The 14,365-nt window shown below is 65.3% G+C and carries 15 protein-coding genes; 6 read left to right on the top strand and 9 right to left on the bottom strand.

Annotated features, from left to right (window positions below):
* Positions 1–87 precede the first annotated feature (87 nt).
* Positions 88–231 carry a hypothetical protein gene (locus CYU59_RS18575; RefSeq protein ID WP_293001333.1) on the top strand — a complete coding sequence of 48 codons (144 nt, stop codon included), beginning with the start codon at positions 88–90 and terminating at the stop codon, positions 229–231.
* Here CYU59_RS18575 and CYU59_RS18580 read toward each other — a convergent pair.
* From CYU59_RS18580 to CYU59_RS18605, 6 genes are all read right to left on the bottom strand, one after another.
* Positions 228–545: a DUF2694 family protein gene (locus CYU59_RS18580; protein WP_293001335.1), complete on the bottom strand. Its 318-nt coding sequence runs from the start codon at positions 543–545 to the stop codon at positions 228–230. The genes CYU59_RS18575 and CYU59_RS18580 overlap by 4 nt on opposite strands.
* Entirely contained in the window at positions 542–859 is a 318-nt protein-coding gene (locus CYU59_RS18585; protein ID WP_293001337.1) for an ESX-1 secretion-associated protein, read from the bottom strand. The genes CYU59_RS18580 and CYU59_RS18585 overlap by 4 nt, the downstream gene beginning before the upstream one ends.
* Before the next feature lie 43 nt (positions 860–902).
* Positions 903–2,069 carry a DUF4226 domain-containing protein gene (locus CYU59_RS18590; protein ID WP_293001339.1) on the bottom strand — a complete coding sequence of 389 codons (1,167 nt, stop codon included), beginning with the start codon at positions 2,067–2,069 and terminating at the stop codon, positions 903–905.
* Positions 2,070–2,178: 109 nt separating this feature from the next.
* Positions 2,179–2,565 carry a DUF4226 domain-containing protein gene (locus CYU59_RS18595; protein WP_293001341.1) on the bottom strand — a complete coding sequence of 129 codons (387 nt, stop codon included), beginning with the start codon at positions 2,563–2,565 and terminating at the stop codon, positions 2,179–2,181.
* Positions 2,566–2,570: 5 nt separating this feature from the next.
* The gene (locus tag CYU59_RS18600; protein ID WP_293001343.1) at positions 2,571–3,395 is read right to left on the bottom strand and encodes a C40 family peptidase; all 825 of its coding nucleotides are present in this window, start codon (positions 3,393–3,395) and stop codon (positions 2,571–2,573) included.
* Entirely contained in the window at positions 3,382–4,149 is a 768-nt protein-coding gene (locus CYU59_RS18605) for a helix-turn-helix domain-containing protein (RefSeq protein ID WP_293001345.1), read from the bottom strand. The genes CYU59_RS18600 and CYU59_RS18605 overlap by 14 nt, the downstream gene beginning before the upstream one ends.
* Before the next feature lie 142 nt (positions 4,150–4,291).
* Between CYU59_RS18605 and CYU59_RS18610 the strand changes: the two genes are divergently transcribed.
* The 3 genes from CYU59_RS18610 (at position 4,292) to CYU59_RS18620 (ending at position 6,510) form a co-directional block, all read left to right on the top strand.
* On the top strand, positions 4,292–4,711 hold the full coding sequence (locus tag CYU59_RS18610) for a WhiB family transcriptional regulator (protein ID WP_293001348.1): 420 nt from the start codon (positions 4,292–4,294) through the stop codon (positions 4,709–4,711).
* A gap of 73 nt (positions 4,712–4,784) precedes the next feature.
* Positions 4,785–6,167, top strand: coding sequence for an acyl-CoA dehydrogenase family protein (locus tag CYU59_RS18615; RefSeq protein ID WP_293001350.1), 1,383 nt, complete (start codon positions 4,785–4,787; stop codon positions 6,165–6,167).
* A 10-nt stretch (positions 6,168–6,177) separates the two neighbouring features.
* Positions 6,178–6,510, top strand: a complete 333-nt coding sequence (locus CYU59_RS18620; protein WP_293001352.1) for a GNAT family N-acetyltransferase — start codon at positions 6,178–6,180, stop codon at positions 6,508–6,510.
* Position 6,511: 1 nt separating this feature from the next.
* Here the strand turns inward: CYU59_RS18620 and CYU59_RS18625 are convergent, their stop codons facing one another.
* On the bottom strand, positions 6,512–7,393 hold the full coding sequence (locus tag CYU59_RS18625) for a TIGR03854 family LLM class F420-dependent oxidoreductase (RefSeq protein ID WP_293001354.1): 882 nt from the start codon (positions 7,391–7,393) through the stop codon (positions 6,512–6,514).
* A gap of 117 nt (positions 7,394–7,510) precedes the next feature.
* On the opposite strand from CYU59_RS18625, the gene CYU59_RS18630 reads away from it, so the two are divergent.
* Together CYU59_RS18630 and fadD32 are read left to right on the top strand one after the other, a co-directional pair.
* Complete coding sequence (locus CYU59_RS18630) at positions 7,511–8,149, top strand: hypothetical protein (protein ID WP_293001356.1); 639 nt, start codon at positions 7,511–7,513, stop codon at positions 8,147–8,149.
* A 265-nt stretch (positions 8,150–8,414) separates the two neighbouring features.
* Positions 8,415–10,307, top strand: a complete 1,893-nt coding sequence (fadD32, locus tag CYU59_RS18635; RefSeq protein WP_293001358.1) for a long-chain-fatty-acid--AMP ligase FadD32 — start codon at positions 8,415–8,417, stop codon at positions 10,305–10,307.
* Positions 10,308–10,495: 188 nt separating this feature from the next.
* On the opposite strand, the gene CYU59_RS18640 is transcribed toward fadD32, so the two are convergent.
* Both CYU59_RS18640 and CYU59_RS18645 read right to left on the bottom strand, forming a co-directional pair.
* Positions 10,496–11,254, bottom strand: a complete 759-nt coding sequence (locus CYU59_RS18640) for a DUF6308 family protein (RefSeq protein WP_293001360.1) — start codon at positions 11,252–11,254, stop codon at positions 10,496–10,498.
* 253 nt (positions 11,255–11,507) lie between these two features.
* Entirely contained in the window at positions 11,508–14,267 is a 2,760-nt protein-coding gene (locus CYU59_RS18645) for a TrlF family AAA-like ATPase (RefSeq protein WP_293001362.1), read from the bottom strand.
* Positions 14,268–14,365 lie beyond the last annotated feature (98 nt).

The raw sequence follows: 14,365 nt of genomic DNA on the forward strand, positions 1-14,365 counted from the left end.
TCATCGTCGGCCCGATAACTGCGCCGATTGACGGTCGGAAATGGCGGGTGAATTGTGTGAATAACGCCGCCTGGGTAGCGTGAACGGGTGGCTGATTCAGGGCTTCAGCAGCAGCTGAATGAAGTGCGTGCGTTACTGGGCCGGGCGCGAGAGTTGTTCGGCGCCAACCCGGTCGAGCCGCCGACCAATATCGCTCCGGAGCGCGACGCGGTCCAAACCTGGATTCGTTAGTCGGGGCCCGCGTCGTCGCGGCGCGGTAGGTCGTGGGCGACCAATCGTTCGATCGCCACCTCTAGATCATCGGCGGTGGGAACCTCGGCCGATGGGGTGTAACCGGCGGCGACGATCTCGCCGCGAACTTCCATGACGGCCTTGAGGTAGGAGACGTCGGCGGTCAGCAGGATGCCCTCGGTCAGGCTCTGCGCATCGGTCTTCATCGCCGCTTCGGTCAGCGTGACGCTGTGCATGTAGCCGCCGCGGCAGGAGCGGACCAGGATGTGTCCGCTCGGGTGGACGGTGTCGAACGCCGGATCGGCTTCGGTCATCGACCGTCGTCGACGATGCGTTCAAGCTTTCCGGCGGCCTCGACTTCGTGCTGTTCCCACATGCCGGCCGATTTTGTCAGGTTGGCCGCGATCTCCGCGTGGTTGTCGGCTTGTTGTTCGTAGCACAGCCGGCGCTGCTCGAGCAGTTCGCGGCCGGCCTCTCTCAAGTCGCCGAAGATCGGTCCCAGCGAATCGAGGCTGCGCTGAATCGCCTCGTGCGACGACGGCAGGGTGCGCAGGTACTCCGAAGTCTCCTGATGGTGCCCGGCGGCTTCCCGCAAGTTGGCCGGCACCACGTGGATTCGGTCTGCCATCCGCTGTCTCCTTTCTCGGGGTCCGGCGCGAGCCGGGCCGCTTCTACGCTGTCTCGGTTCTCTCGGCGATCGCCGGCCTGGTCGGTACCGGGGCGTGGGCGGTGTCCGGTGCGGGCGCGTTGACCGGCACCGGCGGGTGCTCCCAGCCTAAGAAGCCGGGGCCGCTCACGGTGGAGATGTGCTGGATCTGTCCGTTCACCAGCGCTCGGCTCGCACCGAGCGACAGGGCGTGCCGGTCGATGAACATTCCGATGTCGCCGGGCGCGAGCTCGGCGGGGTCCAGCGGATCGGGGACCGCCGTTCCCGGCGGTGGGATCACGATGCCCTCGTGCCGAAACGCGTCGGCGATGGGAGTGCCACCCGCCGCGGCTTCGATCACGGCGGCGAGTTGCGGTGTCGCGGCGGTCAGCGTCTCCCCGTTGGGAAGTGTCACCGTGGTCGGGCCGGACGCCGGTTCGGCGGCCTTCTCGTGCTCCTCGGCGTCGGACACCAAGCGGTTGTCAGGATCGTCGGGGTCGGGCCGCATGTCGTCGATTTCGTTGGGCGACAACCCTTCCGGCAGTGCGGCCGACAGCGGGAGTCCCCCGGGCATGCCGAAGCCGCCGCCGGGCATGCCGCCGCCGCCGAACGAGGGAATGCTGGGCGCGGCGGCGGGCGCGGGCGCCGGCCCGGGCGGATATTGTCCCGACGCCTCCTCGGGTGCTGCTCCGAAGTCGTCCTCCGGTAGCGCATCGAGGTACGGGTCGTACCCGGATTCCGTTGCGGACTGCGGATTCTGGGCTGCCGGTGGTTGCGGCGCGGCCGCAGGGGCGGCGGCGGTCGGCTGTGCCTCGTCGGGGTTCTCGGGGCCGGTTTTAGACGAGTTGTACAGCGACGTCCACGCGGCCATCAATGCGGAATTCGACGTATCGTCCAGGCTTGCCCCGGCGACCACCGCCTGGATGTCGCGCAGCTTGCCGATCAGGTATCGCTGGAAGTCACGCGCCCCCGCAGGAGTGTCGAGATCGGTTCGGGTTGCCACCGCGCCTTCGATCTCGCGCTGCAGGGCGTCCAGGGCATCCCGGCTGGCGGCGGTCCGCTGATGTGCGTTCAGCACCGCTGTGACGACCTGGAGGTCGACCTGGGCTGCCGTCGAATTTTGATGCGCCAGCGCGACTTCCGCAGTTCTGATGGCGTCGGCCGCGTCGCCTTCCTGATGGTCGGGAGGCATATCGTCAGCCGTCGACATCGGTTTGCTGCCCGAACATGATCGCGACAGTATCCAGGGGCGGGTGCGCCGACAACTCACCGCTGTGCACAGCCGCGGCGGCGCCGAAAGGCTAGGTGCCCGAAGCGCTGTAGTGCTCACGCAGCTTGTCCAAAGCGGCTCGCGATGCGCCGTCGACCTGCCGGGCCTCGGCCACCACTGCCGAGATCTCCTGCTGCTTGGCGATCAGGAATTTCTGAAACTCGCGGGCGCCCATCGCGGTGTCGAGCGCGAGGGAGGCCTGGTTCGCCACCGCATGGTCGATGTCGGCGGCGATCGCATCGAGGCGCCGGGTCGCTTGGACGGTGGCCGCGTGCGCGGTGGCGACCGCGTCCAGGAGTGCCCGATCGGCTTCGGCGGTTGCGGTGTGGCGCGACTGCAACGCGGCCTGCCGCGCCGCGATCGCCTCGACCGTGCCCCCGGCTTGGTCCGCCGCTCCGTGATCCTGTCCACCAGCCATCGTCGCTACCCCCGTGGGCGCCGGATCTGCACGTCGGCGCCCAGCGGAGAGATCCGCACATTCGCACCGGAGTAGGGCGCTTCGACGACCAGGTTGTTACCGATCGCCAGCTGAACGTGGCCCGCCGTCGGGAAGACCAGATCGCCCGGGCGGACCTGCGAACGCGGAACCGGAACGCCGTCGTAAATCTGCTGATATGTGGTGCGGTCCAGGTGAATTCCCGCCCGCGCGTACGACCACTGCGTCAGCCCGGAGCAATCGAATTGATCGGGCCCGGTCGCTCCCCAGACGTAGGGCCGCCCCAGCCGCGACAACGCGGCCCGGACCGCGATGCCGGCCCGGCTGTTCGGCGGCGGAAGCCGCAGTCCGGCCGGATGATGCCGCATCCGGTACTGCACCGCCCGCCACCGCGACCGATGCCGGCGGGATTTGCGCCGCGCCGCCAGCACGTGCGCCTGCTGCGCCCGCAACCGGGCAGCCCGCCGACGGATCGCCTCCCGCTGGGCCATCGGATGATCCGGCACCGCGGTGTCGGCGCGGGCCTCGTCGAGCACGCTCTTGGTCAGGGCGTAGGCGTGCGCACGGTCTCGGTGGGCGTCATTTACCGTCGACGTCAGCGTCGCGTCGACGGCGGTCGAAGCGCGCATGTCGTCGCGGCTTCGTCCCGCTGCTGCTTGATAGAGGGGCTGTCCCCCAACGCTGTTCAGTGCCTCAGCGCGAGCAAGTAGCCGGTCGTACGGCGCCAATCGCGCATCACACGTTGCTTCGTGGGTGGTGCCGGCGAACAACTCGTGCGCGCGACGCAACGCCGCCAGGTCATCGAGCGTCATCGGTCGTCCTTTCGCCGGCCGACTCGGCGAATGCCCGGACCCGGGGGAGAGCGCCCGGCGGGATGACCCCCTGGTTTCGGATGTCCCACATCTCCGCGACGGTGACGCCGAGCAGCGTCGCGATCACCGCCTCGGGCAGCGCCGACCGGGCGCATGCTCGATCCAGTCGGGCGCTCAGACTCGTCGACACCCGCTCGAGGAGAGCGCCCCGGGTCGCTTCCAGCTCTTCGAGATGAAGCATCAGCCGTCCCGCAGATTCGCTGTCGGCGTTGACGGCGACCCGCCAGGAGTTGGCGGCCAGCATCTCGGCCTTCACGCACTGTTCGATCACAGAGAGAATATACGACTCATATTCGTTTGATGTTTTCGCCGGCGACCTGTCGATCGCCGATTTGATCGAATCGAGCTGAAATTCGGCGTATCCCTCCAGCACTTCGGTGTCGGTGTTGTGCCGGACGACGACGATCGGGCCGTCGGTCCGAGCCGCAGTCGGCTCGACGGCGGGAGCCGTGGTCAACCGCTCCAGTTCAGCGGCGGAGTCGGCCGCCACCACCAGCCGCGAATAGGTGCCGGTCGGCAGGCCCAGGCCATTTTCGACCTTCTGAACTGTGCCTTTATGCGGCTTGCGGGCGCCTCGTTCGAGGTAGCTCAGCCCCATGATGCTCACGCCGGTCACGGCGGCGAAGTCGGCCAGGGACCAGTTGCGGGACTCGCGCAACTCCCGGATGGCCGCCCCTGCCGATTCGCGACTCACCGTAGCGCTCCGGCCATATCCGGATATTACACAGACACCCCGCGCCGCCTGCGTATATCTGTTTTCGTCTTCTTTCTCTTGCGGTCGGCTGAGTTCTGTGTATACGATTCTGTATACGTTTCGAGATGAAGGAGGCGGGCAGATGGGACATCCGTGCTCGGTCAACCCGGAGATGTGGTTCGGTTACGCCGACGACGACGGCGGTGACGGCGCCGCGAAGGCTCGCGCCTACGAGCAGTCGGCCACCGAGGCCCGGTTGCAGTGCCTGCGGCGCTGCCCGCTCGCGCAACAGCGGCTCTGCGCGCGGTATGCCGTCGAGAATCGCGAGGAATACGGTGTCTGGGCCGGCGTGAAGCTGCCCGGCGGCCAGTACCGCAAGCGCGAGCAGTTGGCTGAGGCGCACGCCGTGCTGCGCCGGATCGCCGACGGGGAGATCAGCCCCAGGCAGCTCGCCGACAACGCCGAGCTGCTGGCGCGCCGGGAAAGCGACACCGCGCCGCCTACCCCCGCGACCGTGTTTCACCTGCCTGTTCACCAGATCGGGCCCCGTTCTGCAGCGTGAACAGTTGTTTACCCGATGGGATTGAATTCGTCCGCATGGGGTAATAAAGGGTCAACCAACCTGGAGGACCCCCGTGAGCTTCGACCTGACACCGACCGGTGCGCAACACGACCTGGCCCGTCGCGCGCACGAGTTCGCCAAGGATGTCATTCGGCCCGTCGCACTGGACTACGACCAGAAGCAAGAATTCCCGTGGCCGGTGCTCGAAGAAGCCGCCCAGCGCGGCTTCTACAGCCCGCTGTTCTATCGAGATCTGATCGGCGATCCCACCGGGATCTCACTGCCGATGTTCATGGAAGAACTGTTCTGGGGTTGCGCCGGAATCGGCTTGGCCATCGTCATGCCGGCGCTGGCGTTGTCGGCGATCGGGCAGGCAGCCTCTCCCGAGCAGATGCTGGACTGGGCGCCGCAATGTTTCGGCACCCCCGGTGACCTGAAACTCGCTGCGCTGGCGATCTCCGAACCAGAGGGCGGCAGCGACGTTCGCAATCTGCGAACCCATGCCAAGCGCGATGGCAGCGACTGGATTCTCAACGGGCACAAGATGTGGATCGGCAACGGAGGGATCGCCGACGTACACGTGGTCAACGCCGTCGTCGATGAAGAACTCGGGCACCGCGGCCAGGCGTTGTTCATCGTTCCCGGTGGCACACCGGGACTGGAGTTGGTGCGCAAGCTCGACAAACTCGGCTGCCGGGCATCTCACACCGCCGAATTGAAATTCCACGACGTCCGGGTTCCGGGCGAGAACCTGCTCGGTGGCGAGGAGAAGCTGGAGCACAAACTCGCCAAGGCCCGCGAAGTGGTTGCCGGTGGAAAGCGCTCCGGCTCAGCAACATTGGGCACCTTCGAGCAGACTCGTCCGATGGTCGCCGCGCAGGCGATCGGCATCGCGCGGGCGGCGCTGGAGTACGCCACCACCTACGCCACCCAGCGCGAGGCGTTCGGCGGGCCGATCATGGACAACCAGGGCATCGCGTTCCCGCTCGCCGAGATCGCCACCCAGATCGACGCGGCGCGGTTGCTGACCTGGCGGGCGTCGTGGATGGCCGCCCAAGGCATCCCGTTCGAACGCGGCGAGGGCTCGATGTCGAAGATGGCGGCCAGCGAGGTCGCCGTACGGGCGACCGAACGCGCCATCCAGACACTCGGCGGCTGGGGCTACATCAACGACCACCCGGTCGAGAAGTGGTATCGAGATGCCAAGCTCTACACCATCTTTGAAGGCACTAGCGAGATCCAGCGGATCGTCATCTCGACTGCGCTCGGTGCCACCGAGGGTGCCCCGCCGTTGCACGTCGACCTCGAGCCGAGCGGAGGCCCGCTGAACCGCGCGTTCGGTCGCGGCACCCCGCTGCGCTCGCGCGTCGCCGACGCGGCGCTGGCCGCCAAGGACCGGGTCCCCGGACCAGTGATGAAGCTGGCCATGCAAGTCATCAAACCGCCACGCAAATGACGACGGCGAAATGACCACGGACAGTACGGGCGCCGAGACGGTCGTCAGCGCCGGCGATGGGAAGTACACCATCGCGGTCGACGGCGAGACCGTCGGCCTCGCGGCGTTCGCGGACCGCGGCCGGCAGCGGGTTTTCTACCACACCGAGGTCGACCCGCGCTTCGGCGGACGTGGCCTGGCCACCATTCTTGTTCAGCAGGCGCTCGAAGCGACCCGTGCCGACGGCAAGCGCGTCGTCGCGACGTGCCCGATGGTCGCCGCCTTCATCAAGAAGCATCCAGAGTTCAGCGACATCACCGACAAGGCCACACCTGACATCCTGCGCTGGGTCCAGACGCTGTAGCTCAGTTCTGCCGGTCAGCCAGCTCAGCAGCGAAGCGGTCGATGAAGGCTTCGGTCGATCCGGTGTCCGATTGTCGGATAACGAATTTCGTCAGACCCGCAGCCAAGTAGCCGTCGATCTGGCGGTGTAGCTGACCCCAGTCGGCGGCGACCAGATCGGCGGGGTCTACGTCCGGGCGACGTTGCCGCACCGCCGCAAGCAGCTCAGGTGGCAGTTCGCCGTCGCCGACAGCCAGCGAGATGCCGAAATGATCTGGCTCGATCTCCCGGCCGGCTTCGGCGGCCGCGCGTTGGATCGCCTCGACTCCCGCGCGAGCCTCCGTCGGCGTCAGGAAGCTGCCCAGCCAACCGTCGGCCAGCGCCCCGATCCGCCGGAATGCTGCCGGCGCCGAGCCTCCCAGCCAAATATCAAGCGGGGGAGCGGGTCTCGGCATCACCGAGGCCGCAGTCACCGAGATGAACTCGCCGTCGTAGCTGGCCGGGTCATCGACCAGAGCGGCGCGCAGGATCCGCAGCGACTCGTCGAACACCGCGCCGCGCTTCCCTTTCGGCACGGGGAACACCTCACGCTCGGCCGGTATCGCCGACTGCAGGCCGAACACCGGCAGCACCCGCTTGGGCGCGAGCGCGGCCAGCGACGCCAGCTGCTTGGCGACCAGGACCGGATGACGCCCCGGCAGCACCGCCACCGAGGTGCCCACCTTCAGCCGCTCAGTCCGCGCAAGGGCGTAGGCCATCCCGATCATCGGATCGACTGCGGGCGAGTAGACCAGCTCGGAGAACCACAGCGAGTCCACCCCGCTGCTTTCCAGGTGGTCGACGATGGGTGGCAGCTGATCGACCGGGGTGTTGGGGCCGAGCCCGACCCCGAAGCGAACCTTCATGTCTCATGCAAACACGGAACGGGCGCATCGCATGCCCGTCGACGGCTCCCAAACCGACAGTTGGGCGGATCTGTGCATTGCCGCCGCCTGCGCAGCGTTGCGTGGGAGCATCGGCCCGTGGCTGTCGGCGACCAGCAACGCGCGCTGGTGAAGGCGCTTTGTGAGGCGGGCTTCGAGTCCGCGGCTCCGCCGGCCAGCCTGCGCATCGAGATGCTGCCGGCCGAGGCGCAGGCGCAGGTGTTCCACCTCTACCGCGCGCTCGGCGGCGTCCAGGACCAGCCCGCGCTGACCCCGACCGGTTGGGATTGCCCGCTTGCTGACGGGCTCGTGGTGGAGCTGGATGAGCTGCAGCACTTCAACCGGTACCGCGCGACCACCCTCGACGCGGCGTGGGCGCTCCAATTGCCCTGGCGCACCGACTATCTGAGGTTCTGCGCGGTGTATGAGGCCGACTGTCTGCGGACCAAGGGGAGCAGCGAGTTCTGGTCGACGCCCAAGACCGTGTCGATGTTCGGCACGCCTGCGCCTGGCGCCAAGACGCTGGACGGTGTCGGTTCACCCCGATGGAAGCAGCGGGCCCTCTACGACGCCATGCGCGACATCGCCGCGCTTCACGGGGTGGTGCGGCTGGCCCGGGTGTCGATCTTCGACGACGTCGGCGGCACACCCCTGGGAATGGCCCTGAGCGGCGCGGTCAGCCCTGACTCGGAGTCGCTGACCGAGCTCATCGCCCAGCGGACCGCGGTAGTCAGCTGACAGCGGCGCTGGTCAATTCGCCTCAATTCCTGTGACGTCGCAAAGATCCGGCGTATCGCTGACGGTTCTGGCGGCCGAATGTGGGACGGTGGTAGGCGATCGCGGGCGAGTTTCGAGCGTTTTGCCCTTTTGGCGAGCACGGCGTCCTCCGGTGAGGGGCGGCTGGTCGGCTTCGGTCCGTCGGTAGGCAGCAGAAAATCTGAGCTGCCGGCCAGCGAAGAGAGACCGGCTGCGGCCGGTGCACACGCGCCAGAGGAGACCCGCCATGCCCGTGCCCAACCCGTTCGTCGACGCCAAGACGGGGCGGATCAAGTTCCCCGACAACGGCAGCCTGGTCCGCCATGTCGAGCGCTGGTCCAAGATGCGTGGGGATCGGCTTGCCTACCGCTACCTGGACTTCTCGACCGAACGCGACGGCGTCTACCACGACCTGTCCTGGGCCCGGTTCAGCGCGCGCAACCGCGCTGTCGGTGCCCGCCTGCAGCAGGTCACCAAGCCGGGTGACCGGGTCGCGATTCTCGCGCCGCAGGGCCTGGACTACATGGTGGCGTTCTACGGCGCGCTGTACGCCGACGTCATTGCCGTCCCGTTGTTCGACCCCGCAGAGCCAGGGCACACCGGCCGGTTGCATTCGGTGCTGGGCGACTGCGCACCGTCGGCCATCCTGACCACCTCGGATTCCGCGGACGGCGTTCGCCAGTTCTTCCGCCAGCACCGTCCGGCGGGGGAGCGGCCCCGCGTGATCGCTGTCGACGCCATTCCCGATGAGGTTGCCGAGACCTGGCAGCCGGTGTCGGCGGACCCGGATTCCGTCGCCTATCTGCAGTACACCTCCGGGTCCACCCGCGCGCCGGCGGGAGTGAAGATCACCCACCGGGCGGTCGCCACCAATCTGGCGCAGCTCATCACCGCGCTGCAGGTCGAGGAGGGTCAGCGCGGCGTCATGTGGCTGCCGTTGTTCCACGACATGGGCCTGGTCACCGCCATGGTCCCGTCGGTGGTCGGGCACTGCATCACGATCATGAGCCCGACGGCGTTCGTACGACGGCCGCTGCGCTGGATCAAGGAACTCGCAGTCCAACCCGACGACGACGGCCCGACGTTCTCAGCGGCCCCGAACTTCGCCTTCGAGCACGCCGCCCTGCGCGGCCTACCGAAGGACGGCGACCCCGAACTCGACCTCAGCAACGTGTTCGCGCTGCTCAACGGTAGTGAGCCGGTGTCCACCGCCTCGATGCGCAAGTTCAACGAGGCGTTCGCCCCGTACGGCCTGCCGGCTACGGCCATCAAGCCGTCCTACGGCATGGCGGAGGCGACGTTGTTCGTCTCGACCACCGACATGAAGCAGGAGGCCACCACGATTTACGTGGACCGCGAGGAGCTGGCCCGCGACCGCTTCCGCCTGGTCGCCGCGGATGCGCCCTCGGCGGTGGCACAGGTGTCCAGCGGCGTGGTCGCGATCGACCAGTGGGCCGCCATCGTCGATTCCGAGACCGCCACCGAGCAGCCCGACGGTCACATCGGCGAGATCTGGCTGCACGGTAACAACATCGGGGCCGGCTACTGGGGCAACGAGCGCGACAGTGCGCAGACCTTCAACAACATCCTGCAGACGCGGGCCACCCCGTCGCACGCCGAGCGGGTGGCCGATGACGGCCCGTGGATGCGCACCGGCGACTACGGCACCTACTTCGAGGGCGAGCTCTACGTCACCGGCCGGGTCAAGGACATGGTGATCATCGACGGCCGCAACCACTATCCGCAGGATTTGGAGTACACCGCGCAGGAGACCAGCCCGGCGCTGCGCGCCGGCTACGTGGCGGCCTTCTCGGTGCCGGCCAACCAGCTGCCGGCCCAGGTGACCGGTCCCGACCGCGACGCGGACGACACATCCGAACAACTGGTGATCGTCGGCGAACGAACGCCGGGCGCGCACAAGACCGACATCAGTTCGGTGATCGAGGGCATTCGCGCCGCGATCGCGGTCCGCCACGGCGTCACCGCCCGCGACGTGCTGCTGGTGCCCGCCGGCTCGATTCCCCGGACGTCCAGCGGCAAGGTCGGCCACGCCGCCTGCCGGGCGGCCTACATCGATGGCAGCCTGCGCGGTGGGCACGTCCAGAACGCGTTCCCGGATGCGGAGGCGGCCGGGAAGTAGTGAGCCGAGTCGTGGACGCGTAGTCGCAAATCTCAGCGAGGTGGTGAACGGGTCAGCCGATGACGGCTCCGGGTCGATCGCCTCGGCGGCGCACGTCACTGGACATGGTGGGGATCTGGCGATGGCCAGCGCGTAGTCCGACGACCAGCTTGCAGCAGCTCAGTCGCTTGTCGATCATCTGCCGCTGCTCAGCCAGCGGTCACGGGGACGGATGTGACGGGGTCTATTTCGTAGGGTCGGTGAGCGGCGTCCAGCCATGCGTTGCGTTTCTTGCCGCTGCGCTCCAGCAGGTCGTCCTGAGAGCACCAGATGACGATGTCGAGCAGGCGGAGATCCGGGGCCACGTCGATGTCTTCCACGGAGGCGCGCACGATCTCGCGCAGTTCGATCATCTGGCCACGATGCTCGTCCAAAAACCCTGCCATACCGTCGATTACGCGTGCTATCCGGTTCCATCGAGGTTCCTTGCCCTCGGAGAAGCCTTCGCGCTTGAAGCCAAACGCCATAGCGACATAGCCGTCTAGAATCGGGACCGCACGCGGACGATAAAGGGATGACACCTTCGTCGACTTCGGCGCCCACACTCCCGTGTATCCGAACGTACACAAATTGTGTACCGCCTCACGTTCGGCCGCGTTGAAGTCCGCAAGGTCCTTGTCTGCCGGCACCGCTGAGATCCGCTGAGCGAACGAGGTTCGCCGCTCAAGGGAGAATCCGCCCAAGTCACCGACAGATAGTTGGCCCGCAAGTGCGTCTGCCCATAGAAGTGACCACGGGGCGACGGTGTCGAAGTGACCGGCGGCTCTAGCTGCCGCGCCGGCTAGATCGTAGGTCCGCCAGCCGCTGGTCGGCGAACAACAGAAAGAGACGACCCGCCTTGCGGCGTGCTCCAGCGGGATGGACGGGATGCCACCCGGGAATTCATGCGCGATGTCAAAGTCGCTCATCGCCTCACCGTAGATCAGGGATGTGCGTCGGCCGCGCCGAGCGTAGCAGCTTGTACCTGCTCAAGGTTCAAAGCGTACCGACAGCTGCAGACGGCCTTTGAGTGGCGGCCAACAGACCCGACATCATTGGACCCGCGCCTAAGGCGGGTCACCGCTACACGCCCCATCTCGCCGGTAGCGGCATGCTTTTTCAGTGAGGCAGTTGGTGTGCGGCCCGGATCCATTCACGCGCTGCCCATTGGGCGCCGTGAGGTCATGACCTGTACGTGGCGTCGATCAGACGCCGGTATCGCATCTTGATGGCATCTTCCCCACCTTCGAGGATCTCGCAGACGTTCTTCTTTACGTCGTTCTTCTGAAGAGTCCCTTCGGCTTCCGTACCTGGGAGGACGTCACCGTGTTGAAGCACAAGGATGTTCTCGGCAGCCGACGTGACGACGATGTTGGCGTTGTGGGTGGAGACGATTATTTGTCGCCGAGTCTTGATGTTCTTCAAAGTTTCTACAGCGAGCCGCCTGATGAGCTTGTTCTCAAGATCGTCCTCTGGCTGATCGAGCAGGAGCGGATCGGTCCCCATCTGAAGAATGACGGTGAGGAGAGCCGCAGTCTTCTGCCCTGGAGAACCTTGGTCGACAGGCGTCAGGTTGCCTCCTTCGACCGGTCGATATAAAACGGAGACAAGATCCTCTGGGAACCAGAGCATGATGTTGGTGGATAGATCAAATGTGTCCGCATTAGATAGGCGGCTGTAAAATCTGCCATCAACCTTGAGTGATCGCCCGATCTCGGATTCGGCGCCCTTTTGGACTAACTCAACAAGGGCCTCCTTGAAACTCTGTACGTCTCTCGGAAAGTTTGGATTCTTCGGCTGACCACGGAGTAGGGACGCAGCGATGCCGTCCTTGCCGAATGCCGAACCGAACGAATCCGGACAGTTCAGGAGCACACGCAGTTGATCTCCGACGTTGGTGACGTCGCCTTGTTGATAGATATCGACTCGAGTTAGCGTGCCAGCACTGCCCAGTTCTTGTGCGTAATTCCGCCGCCTAGTGAAGATGTCGGCCCGCTTCGAAAGGAGGCGCGCCAGAATTTGATCGATCTTGGTCTGCTGCTCCTTTTGTCGTTGCTCGTAGTTCGCCAGATCGCGTAGTTCGGCTTGGAGCTGGACTTCTAGCTGTCGATCCTGCTGAGTTTGCTCAGGAGACATATTAGGTACGTTGCCTTGCTCAGCCAGCCAGGCATTCAGCTGCTCTACACGTTCCTTCCATACATCACCAGTCGCCCGCGTCTCCCAAGAGGCACGCGCGTCCCGCAGGCCAGCGCTAGCCTGCTCAACGAGATCTGCTGCTGCAATGAAAGACGCAGCTCTGTCGGTATATTCGTCTACCTGCAGCGCATCGGACTGAAGATTGCGAAGCGTGCTTGCACAGGTGGCCAGGCTTTGTTCGATGCTCTGGGCCTGTTGTTCGGCACTGTTGGCATCACTAATGCGTGTTTCCGTTGACGTCAGCTCTTGATACTGCTCCGTTGCCCGAAGCGCGGAGAAGTGTCGCAACCGACCTTGGACTTCTTCCAATCTGCCGCGTATTCGGTCAGCTTTATCTGTCTCCGCAAGGAGTTGACGCAGCTTGTTTCGCTCGCCTTTGAACTCGAGCCTCAGTAGTTCGTACTCTTCGTCCCACTCAGGCTTCCGGATTGCTTGCATGTCGTCCAAGATCGCGAGAAAGCTCTGCGGGGACGTGGCGAGCTCGTATACCTGTTTTTGGCTGAACACACGGATCGGTGCGCGGTCGACAGGCAACCCAGATTGCTTCTCCCAGTCGGGGCCATCTCGATGCTCTAGCACTGGTTTGTCTGGCTCCGCACCAGACCACGTAATCCTTAGCTGTCTACTGTCTTTCGTGTATTCCACAACGATGCGGGTCTGGCTATCCCACCAACGCTCGCTGGGCTCCGCGGCCGGTTGAAACCGTCCCAGATCCTTCGCCACAGAACCTGTCAGCTCGTGGCTGCGTCCGAGCGCCAACCGGAGCAGTTCGATGACCGTCGATTTACCGACTCCGCGCCCGCCAATGAGGCAGTTCATCCATGGGCTAAATCGATAGACTTCTGTCGTGCTACTACGCGAGACCGTTATCCGACTGATGTACCCGTGTTCTACGCTGTTCGGGTCGCTATAGCCGCGCCTGCACCGCCGCACGGATTCAGCGGGATCGGTTAAAGCCAGCCGAACCCCTTCAAGGTCAAGCGTTTCTGCCTTTACAAGCGTCACATGGGTGCCCGGGGCTTTCGCCTCCTGTTCCGCAGGGCACCCGTCGGTGGTCAAGTGGTGTGCGTCGGACCCAAGGACTGACACCCATCCGAGTCGATCTGCGGTACTGACCTCCGCGTCGTCAACCACCTCGACTGCAGCAATGGAACCCGAACTAGCCAGGATTTTGCACTCCCGGCGATCCATGCCAAAGACGCCGCGGGCTTTGTCGGCATGGGCTGGAATACAGATGCCGCGATTGCCTTGAATGATCGCGGCCACATCGCTGACGGTCTTGTTGGCGGTTTCGTCACTGTGTCCGCGAGTGCCTTTGTACTCGCAGAGCACCAACACTTGATTGACGACTTCAGCTTCACGCGCAGGGTCGAAGATTCCTAGGATGTGAGTGCCCCCGCTTGCCGTTATCTCGACGCCCGGGAAGATCACGAAGTCAGGAAGCTCGGAGTTATCTCGACGCAACTCTTCTAACGCCCTGCGGGCTTGATCGATGCCTTCATGGGAGTTGTGGTCCGTGATGGCGATGCCGTCGACCCCCGCATCGATGTATGCCTGGACCCATTCTTTGAATGAGGGCCTGGGTGCATCACTGGCCTTGCCATCGATGCCTCCGTAGTCGAAGGACGCAGGTGAGTGGGCATGGATGTCGAGGCTCCACCATCGCGCGCCAGAATGCTGCGGGTCTGGGGCGGACGCAGGTGTAGGAGTGTCAGGCGGGCGCTCGGTTTCAGAGCAAGTCGTCACGCGGTGATGTTTGCACAGAGACCCGACGTGGAGTCACCCAATGAAAGCGACTCACCCAACCAGATCCCGGATCACCGATCCGACATCTGTCAATCGAA

It is taken from the genome of Mycobacterium sp., assembly GCF_002863225.1.
Lineage (GTDB): Bacteria > Actinomycetota > Actinomycetes > Mycobacteriales > Mycobacteriaceae > Mycobacterium.

Coding starts and splice junctions, on each gene's coding strand:
- CYU59_RS18580 (WP_293001335.1), bottom strand. CDS start 545: ATGACCGAAGCCGATCCGGCGTTCGACACCGTCCACCCGAGCGGACAC.
- CYU59_RS18585 (WP_293001337.1), bottom strand. CDS start 859: ATGGCAGACCGAATCCACGTGGTGCCGGCCAACTTGCGGGAAGCCGCC.
- CYU59_RS18590 (WP_293001339.1), bottom strand. CDS start 2,069: ATGCCTCCCGACCATCAGGAAGGCGACGCGGCCGACGCCATCAGAACT.
- CYU59_RS18595 (WP_293001341.1), bottom strand. CDS start 2,565: ATGGCTGGTGGACAGGATCACGGAGCGGCGGACCAAGCCGGGGGCACG.
- CYU59_RS18600 (WP_293001343.1), bottom strand. CDS start 3,395: ATGACGCTCGATGACCTGGCGGCGTTGCGTCGCGCGCACGAGTTGTTC.
- CYU59_RS18610 (WP_293001348.1), top strand. CDS start 4,292: ATGGGACATCCGTGCTCGGTCAACCCGGAGATGTGGTTCGGTTACGCC.
- CYU59_RS18620 (WP_293001352.1), top strand. CDS start 6,178: ATGACCACGGACAGTACGGGCGCCGAGACGGTCGTCAGCGCCGGCGAT.
- CYU59_RS18625 (WP_293001354.1), bottom strand. CDS start 7,393: ATGAAGGTTCGCTTCGGGGTCGGGCTCGGCCCCAACACCCCGGTCGAT.
- fadD32 (WP_293001358.1), top strand. CDS start 8,415: ATGCCCGTGCCCAACCCGTTCGTCGACGCCAAGACGGGGCGGATCAAG.
- CYU59_RS18640 (WP_293001360.1), bottom strand. CDS start 11,254: ATGAGCGACTTTGACATCGCGCATGAATTCCCGGGTGGCATCCCGTCC.